This is a genomic window from Shewanella marinintestina (assembly GCF_023283845.1).
In the GTDB taxonomy this organism is placed as follows: Bacteria; Pseudomonadota; Gammaproteobacteria; order Enterobacterales; family Shewanellaceae; genus Shewanella; species Shewanella marinintestina.
On record NZ_JAKILC010000004.1, the window covers coordinates 136,969 to 162,896 of the forward strand.

22 protein-coding genes are annotated in these 25,928 nt (G+C 42.8%); 11 read left to right on the forward strand and 11 right to left on the reverse strand.

The features are described from left to right. Entirely contained in the window at positions 1–4,557 is a 4,557-nt protein-coding gene (locus L2747_RS05995) for an ATP-binding protein (RefSeq protein ID WP_248998179.1), read from the forward strand. Between the two features lie 113 nt (positions 4,558–4,670). Here L2747_RS05995 and L2747_RS06000 read toward each other — a convergent pair whose 3' ends face one another. Both L2747_RS06000 and glf read right to left on the reverse strand, forming a co-directional pair. Next, the gene (locus tag L2747_RS06000; RefSeq protein WP_248998180.1) at positions 4,671–5,486 is read right to left on the reverse strand and encodes a DUF707 domain-containing protein; all 816 of its coding nucleotides are present in this window, start codon (positions 5,484–5,486) and stop codon (positions 4,671–4,673) included. A gap of 22 nt (positions 5,487–5,508) precedes the next feature. After that, the gene (gene glf / locus L2747_RS06005) at positions 5,509–6,654 is read right to left on the reverse strand and encodes a UDP-galactopyranose mutase (RefSeq protein ID WP_248998181.1); all 1,146 of its coding nucleotides are present in this window, start codon (positions 6,652–6,654) and stop codon (positions 5,509–5,511) included. Between the two features lie 274 nt (positions 6,655–6,928). On the opposite strand from glf, the gene L2747_RS06010 reads away from it, so the two are divergent. After that, the gene (locus L2747_RS06010) at positions 6,929–7,855 is read left to right on the forward strand and encodes a diguanylate cyclase domain-containing protein (RefSeq protein WP_248998182.1); all 927 of its coding nucleotides are present in this window, start codon (positions 6,929–6,931) and stop codon (positions 7,853–7,855) included. Between the two features lie 61 nt (positions 7,856–7,916). On the opposite strand, the gene L2747_RS06015 is transcribed toward L2747_RS06010, so the two are convergent. Further along, complete coding sequence (locus L2747_RS06015) at positions 7,917–8,822, reverse strand: LysR family transcriptional regulator (RefSeq protein WP_248998183.1); 906 nt, start codon at positions 8,820–8,822, stop codon at positions 7,917–7,919. A 115-nt stretch (positions 8,823–8,937) separates the two neighbouring features. On the opposite strand from L2747_RS06015, the gene L2747_RS06020 reads away from it, so the two are divergent. Further along, positions 8,938–9,075 carry a hypothetical protein gene (locus L2747_RS06020; RefSeq protein ID WP_248998184.1) on the forward strand — a complete coding sequence of 46 codons (138 nt, stop codon included), beginning with the start codon at positions 8,938–8,940 and terminating at the stop codon, positions 9,073–9,075. A gap of 20 nt (positions 9,076–9,095) precedes the next feature. Here L2747_RS06020 and L2747_RS06025 read toward each other — a convergent pair whose 3' ends face one another. Continuing rightward, the gene (locus L2747_RS06025; protein ID WP_248998185.1) at positions 9,096–9,311 is read right to left on the reverse strand and encodes a TIGR02450 family Trp-rich protein; all 216 of its coding nucleotides are present in this window, start codon (positions 9,309–9,311) and stop codon (positions 9,096–9,098) included. Positions 9,312–9,844: 533 nt separating this feature from the next. Here L2747_RS06025 and L2747_RS06030 point away from each other — a divergent pair. From L2747_RS06030 to L2747_RS06055, 6 genes are all read left to right on the forward strand, one after another. Further along, positions 9,845–10,495: an SPOR domain-containing protein gene (locus tag L2747_RS06030; protein ID WP_248998186.1), complete on the forward strand. Its 651-nt coding sequence runs from the start codon at positions 9,845–9,847 to the stop codon at positions 10,493–10,495. Positions 10,496–10,703: 208 nt separating this feature from the next. Continuing rightward, positions 10,704–11,336, forward strand: a complete 633-nt coding sequence (locus tag L2747_RS06035; protein ID WP_248998187.1) for a hypothetical protein — start codon at positions 10,704–10,706, stop codon at positions 11,334–11,336. Positions 11,337–11,395: 59 nt separating this feature from the next. Next, positions 11,396–11,845: a DUF4402 domain-containing protein gene (locus L2747_RS06040; RefSeq protein ID WP_248998188.1), complete on the forward strand. Its 450-nt coding sequence runs from the start codon at positions 11,396–11,398 to the stop codon at positions 11,843–11,845. A gap of 178 nt (positions 11,846–12,023) precedes the next feature. Continuing rightward, entirely contained in the window at positions 12,024–12,779 is a 756-nt protein-coding gene (locus tag L2747_RS06045) for a fimbrial biogenesis chaperone (protein WP_248998189.1), read from the forward strand. Positions 12,780–12,848: 69 nt separating this feature from the next. After that, entirely contained in the window at positions 12,849–15,980 is a 3,132-nt protein-coding gene (locus tag L2747_RS06050; RefSeq protein WP_248998190.1) for a sporulation protein, read from the forward strand. A 69-nt stretch (positions 15,981–16,049) separates the two neighbouring features. Beyond that, positions 16,050–16,922, forward strand: coding sequence for an SPOR domain-containing protein (locus tag L2747_RS06055; RefSeq protein WP_248998191.1), 873 nt, complete (start codon positions 16,050–16,052; stop codon positions 16,920–16,922). An 82-nt stretch (positions 16,923–17,004) separates the two neighbouring features. Here L2747_RS06055 and L2747_RS06060 read toward each other — a convergent pair whose 3' ends face one another. Both L2747_RS06060 and L2747_RS06065 read right to left on the reverse strand, forming a co-directional pair. Further along, a complete protein-coding gene (locus L2747_RS06060) occupies positions 17,005–17,265 on the reverse strand; it encodes a DUF5062 family protein (protein WP_248998192.1) in 261 nt (86 codons plus the stop codon). Positions 17,266–17,376: 111 nt separating this feature from the next. Further along, positions 17,377–18,411: an AraC family transcriptional regulator gene (locus L2747_RS06065; RefSeq protein WP_248998193.1), complete on the reverse strand. Its 1,035-nt coding sequence runs from the start codon at positions 18,409–18,411 to the stop codon at positions 17,377–17,379. Between the two features lie 163 nt (positions 18,412–18,574). Between L2747_RS06065 and L2747_RS06070 the strand changes: the two genes are divergently transcribed. Next, a complete protein-coding gene (locus tag L2747_RS06070) occupies positions 18,575–19,930 on the forward strand; it encodes a hypothetical protein (RefSeq protein WP_248998194.1) in 1,356 nt (451 codons plus the stop codon). 159 nt (positions 19,931–20,089) lie between these two features. Then, entirely contained in the window at positions 20,090–20,968 is an 879-nt protein-coding gene (locus tag L2747_RS06075) for a universal stress protein (protein WP_248998195.1), read from the forward strand. Positions 20,969–21,041: 73 nt separating this feature from the next. Here L2747_RS06075 and L2747_RS06080 read toward each other — a convergent pair whose 3' ends face one another. Genes L2747_RS06080 through L2747_RS06100 form a run of 5 tightly spaced genes read right to left on the reverse strand, consistent with a single transcriptional unit; the run spans position 21,042 to position 25,909 of the window. Then, positions 21,042–21,467 (reverse strand): nitrate reductase cytochrome c-type subunit, encoded by a 426-nt coding sequence (locus L2747_RS06080; protein ID WP_220759032.1) that lies wholly within the window; start codon positions 21,465–21,467, stop codon positions 21,042–21,044. After that, positions 21,464–22,372, reverse strand: coding sequence for a quinol dehydrogenase ferredoxin subunit NapH (gene napH / locus L2747_RS06085; protein ID WP_248998196.1), 909 nt, complete (start codon positions 22,370–22,372; stop codon positions 21,464–21,466). The genes L2747_RS06080 and napH overlap by 4 nt, the downstream gene beginning before the upstream one ends. Continuing rightward, a complete protein-coding gene (gene napG / locus L2747_RS06090) occupies positions 22,369–23,103 on the reverse strand; it encodes a ferredoxin-type protein NapG (protein WP_248998197.1) in 735 nt (244 codons plus the stop codon). The genes napH and napG overlap by 4 nt, the downstream gene beginning before the upstream one ends. Before the next feature lie 60 nt (positions 23,104–23,163). Continuing rightward, positions 23,164–25,644, reverse strand: a complete 2,481-nt coding sequence (gene napA, locus L2747_RS06095) for a nitrate reductase catalytic subunit NapA (RefSeq protein ID WP_248998198.1) — start codon at positions 25,642–25,644, stop codon at positions 23,164–23,166. Then, complete coding sequence (locus tag L2747_RS06100) at positions 25,634–25,909, reverse strand: chaperone NapD (RefSeq protein WP_220759036.1); 276 nt, start codon at positions 25,907–25,909, stop codon at positions 25,634–25,636. The genes napA and L2747_RS06100 overlap by 11 nt, the downstream gene beginning before the upstream one ends. Between the last annotated feature and the right edge of the window lie 19 nt (positions 25,910–25,928).

Consider the following 25,928-nt stretch of genomic DNA (forward strand, 5'->3'; position numbering starts at 1 on the left):
ATGACCAGCAAAAATCAGCCCGCTAACATGACTCAAGTGCAAACTGCCGATCCGCTTTTTCTAAAAGCAGAGCAGTTGGCAAAAGACTTTTCACTGTTCCCTGAACACAGTAAGCAGTCGCTTTCTGATGAAGTTAAAGGTCTTTTAGACGACGATGCGATTCAAGCCAACCTAAAAGATTTGGCGCAGCTAGACGTCGACGGTTATGTCACTAAGGTGATTCAACCCACTCAAGATAAGAACCGCCCAGGTGCCAAGCGCATCATCGCGGACTTAAAAGGTAAGCTTGTTACCGAAACCCATATTGGCCCTTTTTATAGTGCAGAGATCGAACTGAATTTTGGATCTCGTACTCGCCGTATCGGTTTTGTCGCGCAAGAGCGTACTACAGCTAACGGTGCATGGATGCCTGAGCATCACATTGCATGCTGTAAAGCGATTCGTCATTTTGCTGAATTGTCTATGCCTATCGTTTACCTTATCGACACTCCTGGTGCCGATGCGGGTGAAGTGGCAAACAGCCAGAACCAAGCACACTCAATTTCTAAAGCGATTGCCGAGAGCGCGAACGTTGACGTACCAACTGTAGGTATCGTTATCGGTGCGGGTTACTCTGGTGGCGCTATTCCACTTGCTGCTGCGAACATTTTATTGTCGCTACGTGATGGTATTTTTAACACCATTCAGCCACAAGGTTTGCAAAGCATCGCGCGTAAGTACAACTTGTCTTGGCAGGAATGTGCTAAATCAGTGGGTGTATCACCTGAAGAACTTTATACCTCAGGTTGCATTGACGGTATTGTTGATTTCTCACCATCAGATAAAGATGAGCGTCAGCACAATCTGCGCCGTGCGATTATCAGCAGCATTGAAGCCGTAGAAAAAGCGGCGGTTAACTTTGTTCGTGAATCAGAAGATTTACGTGAGCATTATGACCGCAGTTTGGCGCGTTTCCTTAGCCCATCTAAGAATCTTGAAGCGTTAGAGTTAAATGCAGAGCTTGCGGTTGCTAACAACCCAACTATGCACTTGAACCTATTTGGTAGCACATACCGCTACTTACGTTACCTAACGCTACGTAGTCGTATCCATTCTATCTCGCAAGAGCAGTATGGTCGTCTATCCAAGGTCAGCGTACCTGAAGGTGACTTGCTAGCACGTATCCAGCAAGAGCAAGATCGTGTATTCCAATCTTGGTTATCAAGCCCTGATAAATTGGTTTACGACGAAGACCTAAACAAGCTTTGGGGTAACTTCATCGCTAAGCGTGATGATGTATCGACTGAGCGAAACATGCTAACGCGTTTGATTTTGGGTGAGCCAAAAGAGAACTATAAGAAAGCACGTAAAGCACTTATCTTTAACATCAGCTGGTCGCTATACCACCGCTGGAAAGGTAACGCAGAAAACAACTTTAAAGGTCTAATCAACTACCTAGAAACGCTTCCATCAGAAGTGACTCAAGCTGATTGGCCTGAGCTAAACAAACTGACGGTACTTGACGTGATCATTCACGACGAGCTACGTGAAGACTTTATTTGGCAGTGTCATAACATTCTTGTTTTCAACGCACTTTACGACAACGTAGTCGGTAACTTAGCGTCAATCGCTAAAGAAGCTATGATGTCTAAGAGCTTGTCACGTAACTCAGTTGATAACCTATTGCATGAGTCAATTGACCGCGCATTATCAACCCAAGACGTAGCTAACGATAAAAACAAGTTCTACAAGTGGCTGAAGTACTTTATGACTCAGTCAAACCGCGCTGAGCTGCTGACTCGTACTGAGCAGTGGAAAAGTGTTGGTTTCCCACAATTAAACGACAGTTTATTCGTTATCCTAACTTACTTCTTCGAGCGTCTATTGCCTGAGTACTTTGACAGTGAAGAAGAAAGCGGTGAATACACTGGCGCGATTAACCCTGTACGTATCGGTCGTCGTAAAGACTTCTGGAACCGTCTGACCATGGGTTATCAAGATTTGCTTATCCAAAAAGTGCTTCGCGATGAAAAGCGCGCAGGCAAAATGGGTTGGGACGCGATTGTTGCAAAGTTCTTCACTGAGTTTGAAGAGATCAACGGCGACAAGATTTCAGCTAATTTGCTTAACTTCCCTGGTTTCCGTTTATCAATTGAAGATGCGCTAGACAAGGGTATTCGCCCATGTGGTTTAATCACTGGTCTTGCTGATTTTGATCATAATGGTCAAGCAATGCGTGTTGGTGTAGCGGTATCAAACACAGCATTCCAAGCGGGTGCATTTGATATGGCGGCAGCTGAGAAATTCAGCGCACTATTGATCGAATGTGCTAAGCGTAAACTACCGGTTATCTGTTTCATTAGCTCTGGTGGTATGCAGACAAAAGAAGGTGCTGCGGCACTATTCTCAATGGCTGTCGTGAACGACCGTATTACTCGTTTTATTCGTGATAACGAATTGCCAGTATTAATGTTTGGTTACGGTGACTGTACTGGTGGTGCACAGGCGAGTTTTGTAACTCACCCATTAGTACAAACTTACTATCTATCTGGCACAAACATGCCATTTGCTGGCCAAATGGTTGTACCTGCGTACTTGCCATCAACCTCTACCTTGTCTAACTACTTGTCTAAAGTACCGGGCGCGATGGATGCATTGGTGACTAATCCATTCAGCGACACGATTGATGCACAGCTACAAAGCATTGACCCGTTAATGCCTAAACCAACAGCTAAAATTGTGGATGTGATTGGTAGTGCTGTATCGACTCTAGTCCCTGAAAGACTGATTACTGAAGAAGAAATTGTTCAGGACGATCCGCGTCAGCTAATGAAGCCAATTGAAAAAGTACTGGTTCACGCTCGTGGTTGTACAGCGGTTAAGCTTATCCGCAAGGCGCACGACAACAACATCAATGTGGTACTGGTAGCATCAGATCCTGATATGACTTCAGTGCCAGCAGACATGCTTAAAGGTGACGATAAGCTAGTTTGTATCGGTGGTAACACCTCTGATGAAAGTTACCTAAATGCATACTCAGTGCTGAAAGTGGCTGAATATGAAAACGTTGATGCATTGCACCCAGGTATTGGCTTCCTATCTGAAAGCCCACAGTTTGCAGCACTTTGTGTAAACAATGGCGTTAACTTCGTTGGCCCAAGTGTGCACAGCATGACCACTATGGGTAACAAGTCGAACGCGATTAAGACTTCGCAAGCGCAAAACGTACCAGTAGTTCCAGGTAGCCACGGTATTTTGAATAACGCAGAGCAAGCGGTAAACGTTGCGAGCGAAATCGGCTACCCTGTATTACTTAAAGCGGTACAAGGTGGTGGCGGTAAGGGCATTCAGGTTGTTGAACGTCCTGGCGACATGATCTCGTTATTCCAAAAGACTTCTACCGAAGCGGCAGCAGCATTTGGTAATGGCGACCTTTACCTAGAGAAGTATGTAACTTCACTGCGTCACATCGAAGTTCAGTTGCTACGTGACCAGTTTGGTAACACTAAAGTACTGGGTCTACGTGACTGTTCTGTGCAGCGTAACAACCAGAAAGTGGTTGAAGAGTCTGGCTCAACTATGTTGCCTGATGAGCTTAAGCAGCGCGTGATGGAATACACTCGTGCACTTGGTGATGCGACTGACTACATGGGCGCAGGTACGGTTGAATTTATCTATAACTTAGACGCGAACGAAGTCTACTTTATGGAGATGAACACGCGTCTACAGGTTGAGCATCCAGTAACAGAAGCCACTTCTGGCATTGATATCGTAAGCGCAGGTTTTGATATCGCAGCGGGTCGTTCAATTGCAGAACTTGAACCTCAAGATATTGGCTACGCGATGGAAGTACGTGTAACGGCTGAGAAAGCGGCTCTTGATAGCAATGGCGTACTGCAATTATTGCCTTACCCAGGTCTCATCACTGAGTACCAAATGCCTGAGCGTGATGACATCGAAATCATCTCAATTGCCGGTGAAGGTAAAGAGGTTTCTCCTTACTACGATAGCTTGATTGCACAGATTATTTGCCGTGGTGAAAGCCGTGAAGATGTGATTATAAAGCTACATGATTACCTAGCGAATCAAGTAGTGATTAAAGGCATCGCAACTAACATTCCGTTGTTAACGCGCATTCTTAAAGATGGCACGTTTAACGAAGGCGTATACGATACTAATTACCTACCGCGCTTTATGGCAGAGCTAGATGTGCCTGAGATGATTGCAGAAATGGAAGCCGCTGCAGAAACGGTTGGCGTAGATACAGCATCACTGCGTGTGGGCGAGAGTAACGAGCTTAAAGTGATGGCGCAGGGCGCAGGTATCTTCTATACCTCTCCAGCACCTGGTGAAGCAGACTTTGTTAAGGAAGGTGATATTGTTACTGTGGATCAGACTTTAGCGCTTACAGAAGCAATGAAGATGTTCTCGCAGGTAACATTAGCTGGCTTTAACCGTAAGGATGCGGTGTTATACCCAGAAGATCAGCAGTATCGTATTGAGCGTATTCTTAACAGTAACGGTCAACAAGTATCGCAAGGCGAATTACTATTTGTAGTATCGCCAGTGACTAAATAACCGTTTGCTAAAGTGGGGCCGTATTAGCGGCTCTGCTTTATGGAGCTAGTTTACAGCTCACTAAAAAGCCCACTCATACCAATTGGTATGAGTGGGCTTTTTGTTTTTAGCGTTTAATTTTTAGGGTATTTAGGTTGAGATTTAGCTTTTTGTTTAGCGATTACTCGTTGCCATTTTCCTTTGAGGCTAGCAAGTAAAGGGGAATGCACTCTAGATTCTGTTATTTGGCTAAAGACCTTAAATTTATTTGGGCCATGGCGACGGCTAATATTGAATTGTGGATACAGCTGTTGCAGTTTGAGTGCATCTTTTTCTGGTGATAATTCAGGGTTGAGTTTATATAGCTCGCCTCCTACAGGACGCGTATGGACAACGGTGGCAGCATCGATGACTGCAATCTTATTACGCTCTGGATTTTCAATTAAGTGTGGCCAAAGAGCATCTAAGCCCCAACCTGATGGGCTCTGGCCCAAGCTATGTTTTAAATGGGTTAACGCGTCACTTGAGAAAATAGGCACCATCACTTCAACAAAATTGCTGTAGCGTAAAATTGAGTTTGGTTGACGTAGTAAGCTTGAGTGCGAAAAATAGGAGTTCATCGTGAGCGCTGGTTGAGCTAACGCAAGATTAAACCCCTCAAATAAACTGAACATATTATTGATGGTCTTAGCATCTGCAAGAATGTCGTCATCTGGGATCCATACTGCATCATATTGCGAGATCACATCCCAATTCGCTTCAATTAGTTTATGAACGACAGGCCATTTCCCGCCTTTGACTTGTTCATAGTAATTCGCCTCTTCTTGAAAGTGCTTAGGTTTGTCACCGAAGTAGCTCAGGAATAAGTCGAAGTTGGCAGTCGCATTTTTTAACCAATGCGAATGCAGTGAGTTGTCACCGACCCGGGCAATGACTAAGTATTTTTTCATATCAATAGCTCTGAATATCTGGTTATTGCTCAATGAAAGCCGGCATAGTTTGCTTGCTAATTATCGATTCTTGGAAGCACTTACTGACGGTTAATGCCTCATCGATAGTGACGTCCATATCTAAGTAACGATATGTACCTAGACGACCAACAAAAGTAATGTTCTCTTGCTGTTTAGCGAGTGCGATATAGCGCTCTAATAACGCGTTGTCATCACTTAACCTGACTGGATAGTATGGCGTATCATCAGGCGTTGCTTCACGGCTATATTCTTTGAAAATTACAGTGCTAGCGTGCTCTTCCCAAGGGGTAAAGTGTTTATGTTCGCTAATACGAGTGTAAGCTTGGCTATTATCGCAATAGTTAATTACAGCGTTACCTTGGTAGTCGCCCTGATGGGTTTCTTTGACAAAATCTAGGGTTCTATATGGCAGTCTACCAAGCTGGTAATCGAAATAAGCATCTAACGGCCCAGAGAAAAAAACATGATCATAATTGCTCTTCATGGCTGCACTGAACGTTGAATTTAGCTTTACTTGTATATTTGGGTGAGCCAGTAGCTTTTCGATAAGTGGCGTGTATCCTTCAAGCGGCATCCCCTGAAATGGATGACTAAAGTAGTTGTCGTCGTAATTAAACCTAACTGGTAGTCGCTTTAAAATACTCGCAGGTAAGCTATCGGGTGAGCGACCCCATTGCTTGATAGTGTAATCTTTAAAAAAGGCTTGATAGAGCGATTCTCCAATCATTTTCTTTGCTTGGTCTTCAAAGTTTTTAGGCTCTTTAATCCTACTATCAGCTTGGTTCGCTATGAAGTTTTTAGCTTCAATTGGCGACATTTGCGCGTTAAAAAATTGATTGATGGTGTGTAGGTTAATTGGCAGCGAATAGATCTGGCCTTGAGTCCTCGCTTTTACCCTATTGGTAAAAGGCATAAATTGACCTAATTGACAGACATAGTTCCACACGTGAGCTTTATCAGTGTGGAAAATATGTGGGCCAAAATGGTGCAGCATTATCTTGCTATCAACATCTCTCGAAGAGTAGCAATTACCAGCAACATGATTGCGCGGTTCGTAAACGGTAATTTTATGGCCGGCTTTTGCAAGTTCATTGGCAATGACAGCACCTGAAAAACCTGCGCCTGCAATTCCAATCTTAAGAGTCATTCTTTCAGTGTTATCGATTGAGTTATAGGCCTTATAGTTTACATTGCGAGTATTTATTATGAGTAATTATTATCATGTTAAGCGTATTAAATTGAGTTTAGTTAGCATTCTTGTTGGTGAATTGTGTTTTTACGGGGTTAGGCATGTTGCAAGTAGTTTGTGTGTTATCTTTGCTTGTTATTTATACGCTATTTTAATCTGCCCTAGCTAGATTATTTCAAAGGAGTTATTTATTACTTTTACAGCTAAAAAGGATGAATTGTTAGCGCGGCTGGTGGATGAGAATAATGTATTACGTGAAAAAATCGATGCGTTGAGCAAACAAAATAAAACCTTAGAACAAAAACTTAATGCTGCACTTGATGGCACGGGACTTTGTCTTTGGGAGCAACATATTCCAACTGGCAATTTAACCATGTTCAATATGGAGTGGGGCTCACTCTTAGGTTATACCATTGATGAGCTCGCTGCGCATGTCGATAGCTGGAAAGGCAATCTTCACCCTGATGACAGAGAATGGGTTATCGCTAATTTTGAAGACCATGTTAGCGGCAAAACAGATTCTTACGATGTGACCCATAGAATGGTCCATAAAGACGGTACTGTTAGTTGGGTGTCAGACCGAGGACGAGTGATTGAGTTTGGCGACAATGGTGAGCCAATTCGTATCATGGGGACACATGTCGATATCACTAAAGAAAAACGCTACGAGTTAGAGTTAGCCAAGCTTGCCCATCGCGATCCATTAACTGATCTACTTAACCGTAAAGCATTAATTGAAGCATTTAACTCGCAAAGAGAGCAAACTGCATGCGGAGCATTAATGTTTATCGATCTCGATGACTTTAAGTCGAATAATGACCGCTATGGCCATAAATTTGGTGATAGTTTACTGATTAAAATTGCTGAGATATTGCAATTACAGGTTCCAGATTCCAAGGCAATTGCAAGAATGGGGGGGGATGAGTTTGTGCTCCTGTTTGAGTCAAATGATCGTGCACTGCTTTCAGAAATTGCTGACAGGATATTAAGCGCTTTTGGTTTGAGCGTTTTAGTAGAGAATAAAAGTATTAATATCGGTATGAGTATCGGGATTAGCTTATTCACTGTTCAATCTTTTGCCGAGATCTGTGAACAAGCTGATCACGCCATGTATGAAGTAAAGCGTCAAGGTAAAAATAGTTATCTATTTCACCAGTAATTAAGGCTAAAAGCGATAGATAATACTACACGGCAAAATCAGCTACACGACTAACCCCGAGTTATTTGGTAATGGCTAATCTTGCAGGGCTCAACTCTTGGCTTAAGCGGATAAAGCTTTCTGCTGCTGGGGTTAATGGTAAATTTTTACGCCAAATTAATGCTAAATCCCAGGTCAGTTGCGGTGATAGCGGTCGATACGTTAAGCGAGTCGAATTCACTTTATGACAAATAGGCTCTGGTAAGATCGCGAGTCCCATTTTTGACTCAACCATTGCGGCAATAAAATCCCATTGGCCACTTTGTGCGGCAATATTCAATTCGATATTGGCCTTATGGGTCAGTCGGCGAATAAGTTTAGCGAGTGAGAAGTCATCGTTATAAAGGATGAAAGGATAATGAGCTAAGTCTGACCAAGAAATCGATGCTTTTTTAGTGAGAATATGGTCTTCGGGTAAGCAAGCAAATAGCGGATAGCCGCCAAGGTTATGGCTACAGAAATCCTGAGTATGAGTGGTTGGCAAAGCCGTAAATGTTAGGTCAAGCGTGTCATTTAGCAAAGCTTGCTCTGCTGCAAAACCACCGAGTTCAACAATACTCACGTCTATTCGTGGGAAGCGCTTGCGATATTGTGATAGCAAATCAATAACCATTTCTCCCATCATAGGGCATACCCCTAGTCGCAGTTGTCCAGTTTGCAATCCGTTTAAGCTGTTCATTTCTTCTTGCAAACGATGCCATTGCCCAACGATCTGTTTCGCACTACTTTCGAGTAAACGTCCAGCCTCGGTTGCAATGACTTTTTGATTATTACGTATGAGTAACGGCTGTTCTAAATGCTCTTCTAATCGTTGGATCATCTTGGTTAAAGTGGGTTGAGTAAGGTGTAATCTTTCTGCCGCACGGGTGTAATTACCGACTTCAAGTAAGGTAATGAAACAGTGCAAACTTTTGATCTGTATGTTCATGCCTATTTGGAATCCATTTAATAATAACTATTCATTTTACTAATAACTTGGAGGCGGTTACTTTAGCACCAATTAAGCAGTTTTGTTTGTTTTTAATACATTAATGGGATCTAAAATGAAGTCATATCAAGGTTTATTTGCTCAAGCTCTGTATCTCGCAGCTAAACCATTAGACAAAGAGCAGAAGCAAAAATTAGCAGCGGCTTCAGCCCAGCGTAGTGACTCAGGGCAAGCAAGCACAAAGCAGGCTTAATATAGCCTGCTTGTATATTGTTATTTCCAGCCCATAAGCCAGTCCGTCTCTTGTGTTAACTCGCGCCAATTAATTGAAAACTCAGCGCGAGTCAGCACAGCTTCTATCAAACATAAGCTCACTTCTCCTTGCTCATCAAATTTCACTTTAGTCACCATAAAGTGTTTCTGCTTTTTCTGCGTATTAACCGCAGTCCATTTGCTCTGTAGTAGTTTTTTCGGGTTAATTTTATTCATAGGCTTGAATACGATTAGCGTAAAAAATAGATCATTTATCTATTAAGTAAATATCTCAATTTTGAATAGCTTTATTACAATGAGGCTTTAATTAATAGTCATTATTCTGTCAATTTCATCATTCTGTTTGTTTTTTATATTATTAATATGTTTTTTGTTTTTATTCCCGTGAATATTAATTTTTAAATAATGGTGTTCGGGCTTCTATATTTTTAACTAAGTAAATTTAATTGGTAGAGATTAAAATCTTAAATGTATATCGTTCTGAATGTTAATGTCGTCTTTTGCTGCGGTTTTAGTTTTTGCAACCGATAGGTGGTAATCGCTGGTTGGTGATATGTGTCACACATTAAGTTTTAAATAACAATTTATTTTTTAGTTTGCAATTATTGGCTCGTTTCTGGCTATAACGATTATTAGGTGTTTTTATTTTGTCACTCTGCTTAATTTGGTGATATATAGGTCCTTTAGCGATGAACTATTAGTTAAGCTATTTCGGATTAATGCGGGTTTTAGATAAGTGAATACTATTAATGAGTTTAAGTGAAAATAGAGTTAGAGCCATGTGTATATTTTATCGGCGGAATATCATATTTTCATTAATTGGTTTGTCTTATTTTTTTTCATCGATAACTTTCGCTAATGAGCAAGAACAAGTCATACCTTTTGAACTCGCTGCAGAGCTATTAGAAATAAAGCAACAACTAGCAGACTGGGATAAGCTTAAGCCTGCTATTGAAAGACTGGTTCATAATGAGGAGGACTTAGCACTGCTGATCTCTGAGTTAAGTAAAATATCAATGTTGCAGCATAAACCTTTGAAAGTCGTAACGCCTCAAGAAGTGGTATTGCCATCACCAGTTATTAATAAAGTAGAAAATACTGCAAACAATAATAAGGTGACCGAAATAAAAAATGGTCATAATGCTTATGGCATTCATCTATCTTCCTACTCTAATAGTAATAACCTAAAGGCAGGTTGGGTTAGTTATAAAAAAAGGTTTCATGATTTATTGGTTGATGGTCAACCAATGCAGGTCGATTTTGTTAGTAAAGGTAAGAGTTTCTCTCGGTTGGTCTATGGGCCATACTCGAGTAAAAAATCGGCATTATCAATATGCCGCCTATTAAAAGTCGAAGGGCAGTACTGTGCCGTAGTTGAATATAAGGGTGAGAGAATATAAAAGGATTTTATGAAGTATTATGGAAAAAGAACTTAGTTGTAAATTTAATTAAAGTTAAATTTTATAATGCCGATTAGTTATCTAGCTTTATCTTTTCTATTTTTAGCCTAAGTTTAACTTGGTTTGTTGTCACCTTTGGTTTTTATTTAATCAAAGTGTGTCTTGGCGTTATTTATTAAATACAATAATGTGTAAAATGGAGTTTTAAATGAAAAATATTTCTATGGTGGCAAAAGCTGTTGGCTTAGCATTAGTTATGGTTGTATCTGCACCAGTTATGGCTGCTGAAACAGAGAATGCTACAGCATCTGTTACTGTTAAAAATGCTTTTGAAATGGTTGTGGCTAAGCCATTAAACTTTGGTGAAATCACTGCAGTAGTCGACCTGACAGATACTGATGGCGTAAGTGCCAGTATTACAATGTCGCCAAACCCAACTGAGCAGGCAACTGTAGTTAATGGTGCTGGAAATGCGGCAACTATTAGATCACTAGTACCGGGTGAACCTGGTGAAGTTACCGTTGCTGGTGTTGCACCATATTCAGAGTTAAGTGTGACTTTACCGACAACTCCAACCAATGTTGTAGCAGCTTCAGCACCTCCAGGATCACCTAAGTTTGTATTAAGTACTATTACGGCATTTATTACATCAGGCGATAATGACGGCACGCTTTATGTTAATGATACAAATAAGTTGACTGCAGACGGTCAAGGTAATGCGAGCTTTAACTTTGGTGGCACGTTAACGACAGATGTGTACGTTGCTGATTCCAATGTTATTGATAGACAATATCAAGATGGTGAGTTTACCGGTACTTTTCCAATTACTGTTAGCTACTAAGTAAAAATAGACTTAGGTGGCGAAACATATGTTTAGCCACCTTATATAAAAGGCTAGCTTTGAAATCCATTTTATTTTTGGTTTTAACAACGGTCATTTTTGACGTAAGTGCAGATGTGTATTTTGAACAGCCGCTATCGTTTGGCACTATAGTGATACGTGATAACAGCATTCAAAGCAGTGTGATAGTGCCTACCTTTGGCCATAGCACTTCTTCAGGACAGCTGTTGATCATTAAGCCCGGAGAAGCAGCTGAAATGGTCATTACTGATTACCCACCTTATGTCGATCTTTCAATTACTCCCATGTTGCCTGTTATAACGACTGTTGCATCAGGAGATACTGAACAATTCACCTTAAGTGAGATCTATATTGAGCAGAGTATTCGTACAGACAGTGCAGGTATGGCTATCGCTCAAATGGGTGGCAAGCTGATGACCTCAGGTAATGGTAAGCATTATCTGAATACTTCCTATCAAGCCGTTTTTTATTTAGATATTAGTTATTAGTTCAGTCAACAACTACAGAGTAACTCTGTAATTTTATAGGGCCTAGATCCCATCACTAGAGTGAATTATATTCCATTTGTTTTGAGTATTTTCTATGTTTAAGCGCTTATTAAAAGCTACATTTTTTGGGTCAATATGCTTATTTTCATTTATCAATTCAGCTCAAGCTAGCTTATTGGTGTCTCCTATCCGGGTTGCTTTTGAGGGACGCGAAAGATCCCATGAGATTGTACTTATAAACAGCAGCTCTGAAGTCAAAACATACCGTCTTGCGTGGCAAGAAAAGTTAGCTTTACCAAGTGGTGGCTATAAAGACCTAACATCAGAAGAGGCAATTGGCTATCCCTCAGCTAGCAAAATGCTGCGCTTTAGTCCGAGGCAGGTGACTTTGAAACCTAATGAGCGTCAGATTGTTAGGTTGGGTCTAAGGCGCCCTAAAGATCTTGCTGATGGAGAGTATCGCTCGCATTTAAAGTTAGAAGCGTTACCGCCAAAACGAGCTAAAAAGTCAGATGGTGAAATGTCGATTAATTTGGACGTTTTGTTAAGTTACAGCCTGCCAGTAATCGTTAGGCAAGGAAAAGCTAACCCTAAAGTTGAGATTACGTCAAAGGTGTTACGCTTTGATCAACATAGTGGCAAAACCATGTTGAACGTTAATTTAACTCGAACTGGTGAATATTCTACTGCTGGGAATTTAGTTGCGTATTGGCTAGGTGAACAAGGGGATGAGCAAGTTGTTGCGCGCTTAAATAACGTCAATATATATCCAGAGGTCAATCAAGCTATTAAGTCTATGGCTTGGATTGCCAAAGATTTCACGCCGTCTAACGGCAAGCTGCGTATTGTTTATGAAGGACAGCAAGAATTTAACGGGCAAGTTTTTGCAGAGAAAGAGTTTGCTGTAACCGCAGAAGCATTTACTAACAACTAGCTATTTTTGTGGTGGATGTTGACCAGAGTTGGTGAATACTTTGCTGTTATTCGAATTTAAGGGAAAGTAGTGCGCTATCGTCTAAGTTACGCATTACTTTTATCTCTACTTCTCAGCTATGCAGGCTCCGCAAGTGCGCAGCCTGCTTTTATTGCTTTTATATCGTCTCAACACGCCTTACCTGTAGTTATTCAATCAGAGCAAAACGTTCAGCTTGCAAGTTTAAATAATGCCGACGTTGCGCGCACTTTAGCGAGGCTGAAGCAAAGTTACAGCTTGTCATTGCAGGAGCTACAATCCCAAGCTGCAGTTTTAGCATCTACAACTGATGACGCTAGTGTAAACGTAGAACTCTCTACTGAGCAGTTGGGTATTCCCGAAGGGGAGGAATTACTGCTATCTCTTTATGTCGATAATCATTATTTGTCAGATGTGTTTGCTATCAAAAGTAAGCAAAATGCGCAATTTAGTTTAATTGGGCTATTTGAGTTAATTGATTTTCCAATTGAAGGCGACTTTGATAATCGCATGGTTAAAGGCTGGTATTTAGATGAGACTCGTCAATTTTTAATGCGCCTACCTGAAGCGGGAGAGGAAGTCGTTAATGTCTCGGTTAACCAGCAGGATTTCGAATTAGAACCTAGTCATTACACCCTTATGGCTGATGATATTTATATTGCCGGCGATGAGATTGAACAGTGGTTTGGTATCACTTTTGACTATAGTTTTTCAGATTTAAAGGTAGATATTAGCAGCTCCTCGCCGTTACCTGTACAACAAAGGTTAGCACGAAAAAAGCGTCAACTAAATCAAGCTGTAAGTCGCAATAGAGAGGCTGTGTTGCCTTGGAAAGAATCTAATTATCAAGCGATATCCTCTCCTTTAGTCGATGTGCAGGTTAACGCTGCAGTGACAGAACACAACAATTATCAAAGTTACTCGATAATTGGCGGTCATGATTTCGCATTCTTAAGTAGTGAGTTTTATGCCAGCGGCAATAGTAACGATGCATTGACGGACTTACGTTTAACCTTATCAAAAGAATCGGCTGCTGGGGACTTACTAGGCCCATTAAAGGCGACAGAATTTAGATTGGGTGATATTACTCCTGTGAGCGTTGGAGTTGATGGCACGCTCGGTCAAAGTCGCGGTATTTCAGTAACTAATGATAAAACAGGTGTATCAGCCAACAATAGAACCATCAATCTCAGTGGTGATATTCAACCTGGCTGGGATATCGAGCTATATCAAAACGGTTTACTGATCAGGCAGGCACTTAGTTTGCAAAATGGTCGCTATGAGTTTAACGACATCGAATTGCTGTATGGTGATAACCAATTTGAGATGATCGCTTATGGCCCGCAAGGACAGGTTAAAACCGAAACTAAACAAGTTTATGTTGATAGTAATAAACTCAAAGCTAACGAGAGCAGCTATAGTGTTTCGCTTGCTGAAATTGGTAAAGGTTTATCTGGTATCTCTAGTACACCTGACGATAATGAAACGGGTTGGGTGCTAAGCTCGACCTATGAGCGCGGTTTAACTGATTGGGCATCGATTAATTTAGGTGTGCAAGAGCAGTTATCAGAACAGGGCACTTCTGTCGATACTTATGCCATTGGTGGTAATTTTAATCTGTTTGAACGTTTTCTTGTTGATGCTGATTATCAAATTAAAGGTCATCAAGACAGCACATTTGCTGTTTCTGGGCGAACCCAAATTGGTAACCAATCTTTAAGCTTGCGTTATCAGGCATCAGAAAAGACCTTAGAAGATTTAAGTCAGCAACAACATACAGAATATAATTTTGACCACAGTGGATATATTTTTCAAGGCTCTCCCTATCGTTTAAATTATCGAAATCATTGGCGACAAACTCAAACGAGTAATGGCGCAAAGCACGATGAGTTCGGCAACTTGCTCGCGATAAGTACTGGTTGGGCAAACATTAATAACCAATTAACTTGGTATACGGGCCACTCTTCAAGTGACGCAGCTTTAGATGACTCGCTTACAGGCCAATTACAGCTACAAAAGAGTTTTGGTTGGGCTTTTAGCAGGGTGAAACTAGATTATTTTATTCAGCCAGAAGCTGAAATTTCTCGATTTTCTACCGAGCTATCCATCCCAATTAACACTCATCTACAATCTGAACTTGAGCTTGATTACTACCCTATAACTGATCTGTTAAGTAGTAGTGCTAGCTTAAGCTGGCAGCATAATGCATTTAGTCTTAATTCTACTGTTTCTTATGATAATACAGGCGACTGGTCATTAGGTTTGTATGGCCGCTTTAGCTTTGGTTATGAGCCAGAAACTGAGCAAGTGTTTATGTCATCGCGTAGCTTATCTGGTGCGGGAGCCTTAATGGTGCGGGTGTTCGAGGATGATAACCTTAATGGACGGTTTGATGCTGGTGAGGCTGTTATTGAAGGCGCAAGAGTAAAAGGCGTGCAACAGTACCGCTATGGCACTAGTAATCAAGATGGCGTGGCGATGTTAACCTCAATGTCTAGCCAGAAGAAAACCGATATTGTGCTTGATCAAAAAAGCCTAGGTGATCCTTTCTTAATTCCCGCTATTCCTGGGGTCTCTATCACCCCAAGGCGTGGTCATATACAGACTTTAGATTTTCCTGTCGTTAACGCAGCAGAAGTTGAAGGTACTGTGTATGTGCGCGAAGTCGATGGTACTGAATCTATCGCACCTTATGCCACAGTCAACTTAGTCAATGCGGCAGGTGATATTGTCGCCACTACAGAAACAGAATTTGATGGATATTACTTGTTTACTGATTTAATTCCGGGCGATTACCAATTATCTATTGATGCTAATTACCTTGAACGTAAGAAGTTACGTGGTGAGTCACAAATGGCGATTACCTTGCAAAATAATGGCGATGTAATGAATGGTGCTGACTTTACGTTTGCAGAGATCATGACGAGCAAAGGCTATGTAATGAACCTCGGTAAATTTAATTCACTCGCCATGCTCAAAACCTACTGGCAGTTGGTGAAGCATAATTATGACGATGCCATGAGCCAACAAGTATTTTATATCGAAGATAAACAAACCAAGCGTTATGCGTTAAATGTAGCCTTTTTGGCTCGTAAACAACAAGCTGAAAACGGTTGCTCTCAAATTACAAAACAAGGTCTAAAGTGCAGTGTCGAGCCTTTTGAGTTCGAATTTGAATCATAATAAATTTAGGCTTTTTCTATTTAAATCATATTACTTTTCAGAGACAGTCTTGTGGAAATGAGTTTTAGAATGAATCTAGTGAACTATCGAGCTTGCCGTAAAGCAGCGGCTTTGCTTGTTGCCATAATGAGCTTAACTGGCTGTGCTAATCAGGCTGATATCGCGCTTGAAAAGCAACGAGTTGCAGAGCAAAAGCAACTAAAAGACAAAATAGAACAATTAGAGCAAGAGCTTGCTGAGTGGCATCAAATGAAGGCTGGTCTATCCCGTTTGATTGTTATTGAGGGCGACTTGAAGTTATTGGTTGAGCAACTCACTATGTTGGCGGCAGGAGGCCAAGCACCTGTTAGGCCAGCTCCAATAACGCCTAAAGCGACTAAACAAATGCCAACGTCCGTTTCGTCAGATTCAATAGCAGTAGCAAGTTCAACGATGGAGGTTAAACACCAAATTTCGAGCCAAAGCAGTGACAATAAAGTTGACGGAGTACAAGTTGACCACATGGCTGCAGCTGAGAGCACGAAAACAGAAGTTAATGTGCCAGAAGCTTTAGCTATTAGAAGTTACGCATCAGCATATCCGGGTGGGCCTGAGCAACCTATCGAGTCTAATCCAAAGGTTTTGAACTATGCAAATAAGACGCAAGCAGAAGCTAAAGCCGCTCGGAAGAAAAGTGGTTTTGCATTGCAGTTATCATCAGTGGATAAATTCTCTCGTATCGAGCCTACTTGGTTTGAGTTAAATAGTCGTTTTGGCACTCAGTTAGCTCGTTATGTGCCGAGGTATGAGCGTGTTTTAGTTAACGGAAAAACATATTACCGAATTAAAGTTGGCGAGTTTACTCAGCGTCAACAAGCATTGTCAGCGTGTACTAGCATGAAGCAAAGTGGTTTGGATTGTATTGTGGCGACTAGTGTTGGTATAAACCTCTATAGCAGCTAGTTTGTATGGCTAAAATGTGAGTGAAAATAAACTTGGCTAATGAATATTGCTATGTTCATTAGCCAATTGGGTTCCTCGATGTTTAGTTCAGTAGCTCATGTTCAGGTGGTAACTGGCGGCTTATCCAAAGTACTAATTTGTGCTTCATATTGGGACCATCTTCTTTGTCTTTTGGTAGTGCTTGAATTAGGTTGTCTTGTACTAATAAGCGGTAAATACATTCGACTTTATCTTTGGGAGAGATCCCTTGGCCAAAATCAGCAAAGCCTCTTTTTTTGGCGTAGCCAACACCAATTTCTAACGCGAGCTTCAGTAGTTGTGCATCGTGCTTACCTGACTTCATATAGACGCTTCTTATGTCGATTGATGTAGCCCTAACGTTACCTGAATATCAAATGATAGCAAGTGAGATTATGTTTATAAAATCGTTAAAATCCCACTTAGATACAGCCTATTATTTAACTTTATGTCGCTGCTTGTATTGAAGTGGTGAAAGTCCATGCCAGCGTTTAAATGCGCGAGTAAAGTTACTGGGATCTTTAAAGCCTAAACGAAATGAAATATCAATCACTGCCAACTGATTATTGGCTAAGTATTTGATAGCTAATTCTTTACGAACGTTTTCAACTAACTCACTGAAACTTGTACCTTCTTGGCGTAACTTACGTTGTAGGTTGCGGCTGCTCATATGAAATGACTGGGCTACCGTATCCCGTAAAGGATTGCCTAACGTCATAGAGAAAGTAATTGCTTCTGTCACTTTTTTACTGAAGGCTTGCTGGCTAATCGTTTGAAAATAAGCCTGAATAGCTTCATCGTTACTCAATGCTAGTTGTCTATTTGCAGACGGAAAAGGTCGTTGTAAAGCAGTGTTTGAGTAGTAAATTTTATTGCTGTTGGCCGCATATTTGATCGGACAATTAAACAGATCATTAAAGGGTTTCGAGTCGAAAGGCTGTCGACGTTCCAGTTCTAATCGATAGGGAATTATTTGTCCGTGGCTGACCTGAAATGCCATTAAATAACTAGTGGCCATAAATGCATCTATGGCTTCATCTGCATAATGCCTTCCGGCTATTTTATTAAAACATAATGCGGATTCATGTTCGCCATGCTCTATATCCATCTCTAATACATTACTAATAATGCTGTAATAGCGCTTTACTCTTACCCAGGCATCGTTGAGGGATTCACTTACTAGCAATGAGAAACTCAATGCATTAAAGCTAGTAGGCTGCACAAAATTAGCGACCTTTAAACCTATTGCTTCATCCCCTGTTAGCGTCACTGCTTTACGCCATAACAGTGTCATTTGGCTTACTGGTAAGCGGGCATTAGGATCAATTAATACAGAGGGGTCAATGGCAAGTTCATCTAGAATTTTTTGACTGCTAGCGCCAGAGGCATCAATGGTGCGACACACTGCTAACGCCCAAGATGCGATAGTTGTAGATTCAACTTTAGTTATATTCTTGTCCTTCAAAGTCATAAACCTGTCTCTCGCCGACCATTAATCCACTGCATCATGGTTTAGGTTACAAATAAAGCGGCTTAAGCTCAATCTTTATTCAGAGGAGGTGACACGTAGGATAAGGCTTGCTGCAACGCATTGAGGGAGTGGCACTTTTGCCGAGTAACTATAAGGAATAATAATGAATCATTACTCGTTTATATCTAAATCAGGTTTGAAAAAAGGCTCTGCAATATTGGCTGCTTGCTTATCGTTCATAATAGCGGGTTGCGACAGTGACTCGGATGGCGGGTCTCAAGGTAAGCAAATTGAGTCTAGTGCTTGCTTTTGGGTTGGCCCGTATAACATTGACCATCCTGAGCGTAACTTTGCCTACCCTGACACAGGGGCTAATTATTGGCATGCTGGGTACACTTTACCTGAAGGGGCAAGCTTGACTCTTCACGGTGAATATCCTTATGCACGTTATATTTCACTTAATAGCTATCGTGCCGATACTACGCCAGCGACAGCGATTACTGATAATCAAATAGTGGCAGATGACGGGTCTTATAATCCCTTTATTCAAGATGCTGAGCGACAAAAGCAACGACGAGAATTTACCTTAACAGTTGCTCAAGGAGAGCCCTCTGGCGATTTACCCGCTAATACCTTGTTTGATTATGCTAAACAGGGAGATAAAGCGGTATTGATCTATCGGATATATGTCGGTGATGAGGGGCAAGATGAGCAAGCAGGTTTTGAGCTGCCAGCGCTAGAGTTAACGCTAGCTACGGGGGAGCAACTTTATGGCCAGCAAGCTTGTGATATTCTGCAAGCAGATACTGAAGATCTTGCCATCCCACTAGTGCCTAAAGAAACCTATGCTAAAGTTCGTTCAAATCCCGCTTTTGACCCAGCTAAAACCCCCGCTATTTGGCGTGCAGCTTATAATGGTACGTATGGGTTTCAATGTAACTTTCTAGGGCAATGTGCTGGAGAGCCTGAGCGTAGCGTGAACTTTTACGCTAATGCAGATAACCAATATATCAGTACTTTCTTAGACTCAAATTTTGGTGAAGTGGCTGTGACTCGAGGGAAATTACCGCGTGTGCCGCAAACCTTTAAAGGCAATACCGTGTTTGATGAATCGGACTCGCAGATAAGGTATTGGTCAATTTGCCAGAACGAGTACTATTCGCAAGTGGTAACCGATTGTCTGTTTGATGAACAACTCGTTACCGATGAAGAGGGTTATTACACTGTGGTAACGAGTCGAGACTCTTTTAAACCGAATAATGCTAATCCTGATTGCGGTTACAACTTTTTACCTTGGACCGAGCAAGGCGATGGCTTTGGTCGAGCTGTTGAAGGTGGCAATAATAAGCTCAATGAAGCAATGCTAATCGTACGTAATATGCTTCCACAAGAAGGGTTTGCGCAAGCGATTCAAAATACCAGCACTCCAGGTGATGAGTACGTGATTATGGGGGAGTATTTGCCAACAACTGAATATATGAGTCGTGCAGACTTTGAGTCTTTGGGCTGTAACATCTAATCCTGCGGTTGCTATAATTGCTAAAAGGCCGCCGCAAGGCGGTTTTTTTGTGCAAAATTTAGTTTGATCCTGATCATGATTGTTCTCAGTTTAGCTTCCTTAAAGACGCGTTTTAGCTAAGCTAAAATTAGGATAAGGATAATCAGCAGAGGTGACTTCATGGGTAAAGTGTTAGTGATTTCGCAGCGGCAAGAAGCACATATTAATGCCGTGGTAAAAGGCGTTGAATTAGCTAAGTTACTTGGTAAACGCGCCGAGGTATTTGCATATAGTTTTGAATACTTTGGCGATGCAGAGTTTTATAATCCTAAGTTTGTCGCGGTAGCACAAAAGCACGTGATGAAGCAGCGTGAGGCAAAAATAGAGCAAATGCTGCAGGATATTGATGAACAAGACACACCGATCCACAGCGTGTGGAGTAAAGATTTATTTGAACATGCTTGTCATCATTCAAAGCGTCATGGCTTTGATCTTATCGTGAAAGCGATACATCACGCCGACCATTATCTGCCTGTAGACTGGAGTCTTATTCGCCACACTCGTGTGCCATTGATGTTGCTAACAGATAATCCGCTCAAACAGAACAACACTGTGATGATGGCGCTGGATCTAGACAGTAAAAAAACCTTAAAGCAACAGCTTAACCAAGCGGTGATCCGCCAAGCAACCGCGCTGGCACAAGCTACAGGCAGCCAATTGCATTTGGCCTACGTGATCCGCTTGCCACAGATTATCCATGATATGGAAATTGTCGATACCCATGCATTAGTGCGAGAAGCTAAGCAAAGGCATCAGCCATTATTCGATGAGCTTAACTTAACTGATGACTGTGTGCATATTACGGTCGGCGAGGCAGACTTATGTTTGTATCAGTTAGCTTGCGAGCATAAAGTGCAATATCTGGTGCTTGGTGCTGTGCAACGTCAAGGCGTTTATGCTTATGTGGTGGGTAATATGGCAGAGTCTATTTTGAGCCGCACTCGCAGCAATGTATTAATCGTGCCAGCAAGAGAAGGGCAACTGCTACCGATAGAGTGAGCAGCCAATCAGATAACAAACAAAAAACCACCTCAAATGAGGTGGTTTTTTGTGCTTTAAAACCCGCTAGCGCTTACTGAGCTGAAAAGTCGTTCTCGACTAATTCTTGCTTATTTTCAGCTTGAGGCGTGTGGCACTGAGTACAGTTGTAGTACTCGTTGTTTAACTTGCCGTCGGCCAACATATGCGATGGATCAACCGCAGTTGCCTTCATACGCTTTGCTTTTGCTGGGCTGTGACAGCTGATACAACCATTACGCTTAAGCGTAATTGGGTAGTCTGCTTTGTGCGGGATCATCGGTGGTTGATGTACAAAAGTACGTTCAATAGATTTACCACGTTTAGGATAAAGCGGCGCCGGATCGGCAGCGCGAATATCGGTGATCTCAGACTTACCCAGTGAGCTAATGTTCACTGGCTCGGCTTGAGTATTTGCTTGCTGACCAGAGCAAGCACTAAGCGCCATTACTAGCGCAGCTAAGGTGAGTACTTTTTTCATTGGTTGTTCTCCGCCTTTAGGGCAATTCGATTTTGATTCTTTCGATTCTGAAACTGGAAAACGCGTTGGGCGCAAACGTCGATACAACGGCCGCATTGAGTGCAATCACTGTTGGTGATCATAGGCTGCTTACCTTTGAGTGCAGGCTTTAATACCTGTCTTTCAGGGCATACAACAAAGCAATCCATACAGTTGTCGCAATCTTTTGCGTTTACAGCAGATACTTTTACCGGACTCACTTTGCCGAGTAGGCCAAAGAGTGCACCTGTTGGGCATAAATGCCCACACCATGCTCGCTCACTGATAAATAAGTCCAGTAAGAAGATAGCGGCCAAAATCCATAAACCGCTGCCAGCGCCAAATAGTGCCGCGCGGTACAGTACAGGAACGGGGTTAACCCACTCCCATACCGTTAGGCCGGTAACTACAGGCAATAGCAGTACGAGCGCAAGTAGGTAATAACGTAAGTTTCTTGGCATCTCTGAGGTGCGAGGCAAGTTCATCTTACGGCGTAACCAACTCGCTAAGTCTGTCACCATGTTCACGGGGCAGACCCAGCTACAAAATACTCGGCCACCTAATACTGCGTAAAACAGCGCAATAATAACGGCACCTAGTATTAGGCTTAACTCGGGTAAATGGCCTGTCATCAACACTTGCAATGTGGCAAGAGGATCTGACAAAGGCACAACGCCGAAGAGTTCGCTGGCAGAAAGATTACCTTTAAGTAACCAAACGCCAGCCCACGTTGCGATGAAGGGGCTAAGGGCAAACATGGCAAAGACACTGACTTGGCTTACACGGCGTAAGAACAAGAACTTGTGGGCGCGCCACCAGCCTAGTTCTTTCACTGCCGCATTAGCAAAGCCATGTGTTGTCGGTTTTTGCTTTAGTGTTTGGCTCATAGCTCAAGCCCCTTGTTTAACATCTCAAGCGTGGTCTCTTCGGTGTTGATATAAGTATCGTGTGCAGCAGCTTTACCAACAGCAATATGAGGCTGTAGCACTTTGATCGCAGCTTGTTCAAGCACGCAAGCATGTTCACATTTACCGCAGCCCGTGCAGCTATCGCTGTTGACTGTGGGTAAAAACATAGCATGATGACCACTGCGTTCATTGTGCTGCATTTCAAGGGTGATAGCGTCGTCGATTAGCGGGCAAACCCGGTAACAAACATCGCAACGTAGCCCTTTAAAGTTAAGGCAATTTTTCTCGTCTATTAATACCGCAACACCCATCTTTGAGTCTTCGATATCCGTTAGTTCATGGTTAAGCGAGCCCGATGGGCAGGCTTTAACACAAGGGATATCTTCGCACATCTCACAAGGGATAGTGCGCGCAGTAAAGTAGGGGGTGCCCGTTGGAACACCTTCAAACCAGCGAGCCAGTTTTAGGGTGTCGTAAGGGCAAGCATCTACACATAAACCACAACGTACACAGGCCGAGAGAAAATCGTTTTCACTTAATGCGCCTGGCGGTCGAATCGCGAGCGGGTCTAACTGACTAGATTGCTTAGCAACTGCCGTTAATCCCATTCCTAGCAAGCCCATCGCACAGCCTGCTTTTGCCGATGTGGCTAAAAACTGGCGGCGATTGACGCCTTTAGATGCGAACTTACTGTGATTGACCGTACTCATTTGCGTTAGTTTTCTCCGCTTTTGCTCAAGCGATTAAAGTTAAATTTATTAGTGAAAAGCTTACGCTTTCATCACTTTAACTGGACACTTCTTGAAGTCTGTCTCTTTTGACAGAGGATCAGTTGCATCAAGTATTAACTTGTTGACCAGCTGGCGCGCATCGAAGAATGGCATAAACGCCACGCCTCTTGGCGGCTTGTTACGGCCTTTAGTTTCAACACGGGTTTTCACTTCACCGCGAGGTGAAGCTACGATGACTTCATCACCACGTTTTAGACCACGTGCTTTAGCGTCTTCTGGGTGCATAAAGATCTGTGCATCTGGGTAGGCGCGATAAAGCTCTGGTACACGTGCTGTCATTGAGCCAGTGTGCCAATGTTCAAGAACACGGCCAGTTGATAACCAGATATCGTATTCTTCGTTTGGCTCTTCAGCTGCAGGCTCATATGGTAGGGCGAAAATAACCGCTTTACCGTCTGGCTTACCGTAGAAGTCGAACTCCTTGTCGCCTTTCACATAAGGATCACCCTTAGAGAAGCGGCGTAAGGTTTCTTTACCATCAACTACTGGCCAGCGTAGACCGCGAGACTCATGGTAAGCATCGAAGTTAGCTAAATCGTGAGCGTGGCCGCGACCAAACTGGGCATATTCTTCGAATAGGCCTTTTTGCACGTAGAAACCAAATGCTTCAGACTCGTCGTTGTACTCGCCTTTACATTCGCTTGCTGGGAACTTGTTGACGACGCCGTTGGCATAAAGCACGTCAAATAGAGTTTTATCAGCCAGTTCAGGTTGCTTAGCAATCAGCTCAGCAGGCCATACTTCAGACACTTTAAAGCGCTTAGAGAACTCCATTAGCTGCCACAAGTCAGACTTAGCGCCTTCTGGTGCTTTAACTTGCTGGTGCCACATATGGGTACGACGCTCTGCGTTACCGTAAGCCCCTTCTTTTTCTACCCACATAGCGGTTGGTAGAATCAAGTCGGCAGCCATTGCAGTCACTGTTGGGTATGGATCAGACACTACGATGAAGTTTTCTGGGTTACGGAAACCTGGGTACATTTCGTCGTTAATGTTCGGGCCGGCTTGCATGTTGTTGGTACACATAGTCCAGTAACAGTTCAGCTTGCCATCTTTAAGCATGCGGCTCTGAAGTACCGCGTGGAAACCAGGCTTTGGCGGAATCGTGCCTTGTGGTACTTGCCATAGCTTCTCAGTAATTTCACGGTGCTTAGGATTCATCACCACCATGTCTGCTGGCAGACGGTGGGCGAATGTACCCACTTCACGTGCAGTACCACAAGCTGAAGGCTGACCTGTTAGCGAGAATGGGCTGTTACCTGGAGTCGCGATCTTACCGGTTAGCAAGTGGATGTTGTAAAGCATGTTGTTGGCCCACACACCACGGGTGTGTTGGTTAATGCCCATGGTCCACAAGCTCATCATCTTAACGTTTGGATCAGCATACGCTTTCGCCATAAGCTCTAGCTTTTCTGGTTCAACACCACTCATTTCTGCAGCGTATTCAAGCGTGTAAGTGCTTACGAATTTAGCGTACTCGTCAAAGCTGATTGGTGCGAACTTACCGTTACCAGGGTTCTTGGCTTTCTTTTCAAGCGGATGGTCTGGACGCAGACCGTAACCGATATCGTCAGTACCCAATGCAAAGGTGGTGTGCTTGTTAACGAAGTCTTTGTTTACTGCATCGTTTTGAATGATGTAGTTAGCAATGTAGTTAAGGATCACCAAGTCAGACTGTGGACGGAATACCATCGCGTTGTCAGCTAAGTCGAAGCTACGGTTTTCGAAAGTCGAAAGTACATGTACGCGGCTTGTTGGGCTGCTTAGACGGCGATCTGATAGACGTGCCCAAAGGATTGGGTGCATCTCAGCCATGTTGGCGCCCCAAAGCACGAATTGGTCTGCCGCTTCTAAGTCATCGTAACAACCCATTGGCTCATCAATACCAAAGGTACGCATAAAGCCAACAACCGCAGAAGCCATACAATGGCGCGCATTCGGGTCGATGTTGTTAGTTAAGAAACCGGCTTTGTGCAGTTTAGAAGCAGCGTAGCCTTCCCAAACTGTCCACTGACCAGAACCAAACATACCAACGGCTGTTGGGCCTTTGGTTTTAAGGGTGTTTTTCCACTTGTCAGCCATGATGTCGAAAGCGCTATCCCAGCTGATTGGGGTGAACTCGCCTTCTTTATCATATTGACCGTCTTTCATACGTAGAAGCGGTGTAGTGAGGCGATCTTTACCGTACATGATTTTAGAAAGGAAGTAGCCTTTAATACAGTTAAGACCTTTGTTCACTGGGCTTTCTGGGTCACCTTTAGTGGCAACCACTTTGCCATTGTCAGTGCCCACTAGAACACTACAACCTACGCCACAAAAACGACAAGGTGCTTTGTCCCACTTGATGCTATCTTTTTGCTCTGCAGCTTCAACTATCTTAACTGGCAGAGTCGCGCCTACGGCTGTTGCAGCGGCAACGGCGGCGTTGGCTTTTAGAAACTCGCGACGGCTAATGCTCATGGTGTTCCTCACTCTTTTTTTCTACTGGATCGACTTGATGATAAATAAGACTGCTATTAAGCACGCCTTCAAGGGCGTTAATTGCTTCTACGCTATCGAGGATGGCGCGTTGGGTGTCACCTTCAACGGTGACAACAAACTTACCTTCGTCAGTAACGGCATGGATTTCGGTGCCTGACAGTGCTGAGATCCTGTTGTTAATCTCAGCTACAGCATGTGGTGCGGCGTGCACAACTAGGCTGGTAATATGAAATTCTTGGCTCATCTGTTTACCTTCTGTGATT

Coding starts and splice junctions, on each gene's coding strand:
- L2747_RS05995 (WP_248998179.1), top strand. CDS start 1: ATGACCAGCAAAAATCAGCCCGCTAACATGACTCAAGTGCAAACTGCC.
- L2747_RS06000 (WP_248998180.1), bottom strand. CDS start 5,486: ATGAAAAAATACTTAGTCATTGCCCGGGTCGGTGACAACTCACTGCAT.
- glf (WP_248998181.1), bottom strand. CDS start 6,654: ATGACTCTTAAGATTGGAATTGCAGGCGCAGGTTTTTCAGGTGCTGTC.
- L2747_RS06015 (WP_248998183.1), bottom strand. CDS start 8,822: ATGAACATACAGATCAAAAGTTTGCACTGTTTCATTACCTTACTTGAA.
- L2747_RS06020 (WP_248998184.1), top strand. CDS start 8,938: ATGAAGTCATATCAAGGTTTATTTGCTCAAGCTCTGTATCTCGCAGCT.
- L2747_RS06025 (WP_248998185.1), bottom strand. CDS start 9,311: ATGAATAAAATTAACCCGAAAAAACTACTACAGAGCAAATGGACTGCG.
- L2747_RS06030 (WP_248998186.1), top strand. CDS start 9,845: ATGAGTTTAAGTGAAAATAGAGTTAGAGCCATGTGTATATTTTATCGG.
- L2747_RS06035 (WP_248998187.1), top strand. CDS start 10,704: ATGAAAAATATTTCTATGGTGGCAAAAGCTGTTGGCTTAGCATTAGTT.
- L2747_RS06055 (WP_248998191.1), top strand. CDS start 16,050: ATGAATCTAGTGAACTATCGAGCTTGCCGTAAAGCAGCGGCTTTGCTT.
- L2747_RS06060 (WP_248998192.1), bottom strand. CDS start 17,265: ATGAAGTCAGGTAAGCACGATGCACAACTACTGAAGCTCGCGTTAGAA.
- L2747_RS06065 (WP_248998193.1), bottom strand. CDS start 18,411: ATGACTTTGAAGGACAAGAATATAACTAAAGTTGAATCTACAACTATC.
- L2747_RS06070 (WP_248998194.1), top strand. CDS start 18,575: ATGAATCATTACTCGTTTATATCTAAATCAGGTTTGAAAAAAGGCTCT.
- L2747_RS06075 (WP_248998195.1), top strand. CDS start 20,090: ATGGGTAAAGTGTTAGTGATTTCGCAGCGGCAAGAAGCACATATTAAT.
- L2747_RS06080 (WP_220759032.1), bottom strand. CDS start 21,467: ATGAAAAAAGTACTCACCTTAGCTGCGCTAGTAATGGCGCTTAGTGCT.
- napH (WP_248998196.1), bottom strand. CDS start 22,372: ATGAGCCAAACACTAAAGCAAAAACCGACAACACATGGCTTTGCTAAT.
- napG (WP_248998197.1), bottom strand. CDS start 23,103: ATGAGTACGGTCAATCACAGTAAGTTCGCATCTAAAGGCGTCAATCGC.
- napA (WP_248998198.1), bottom strand. CDS start 25,644: ATGAGCATTAGCCGTCGCGAGTTTCTAAAAGCCAACGCCGCCGTTGCC.
- L2747_RS06100 (WP_220759036.1), bottom strand. CDS start 25,909: ATGAGCCAAGAATTTCATATTACCAGCCTAGTTGTGCACGCCGCACCA.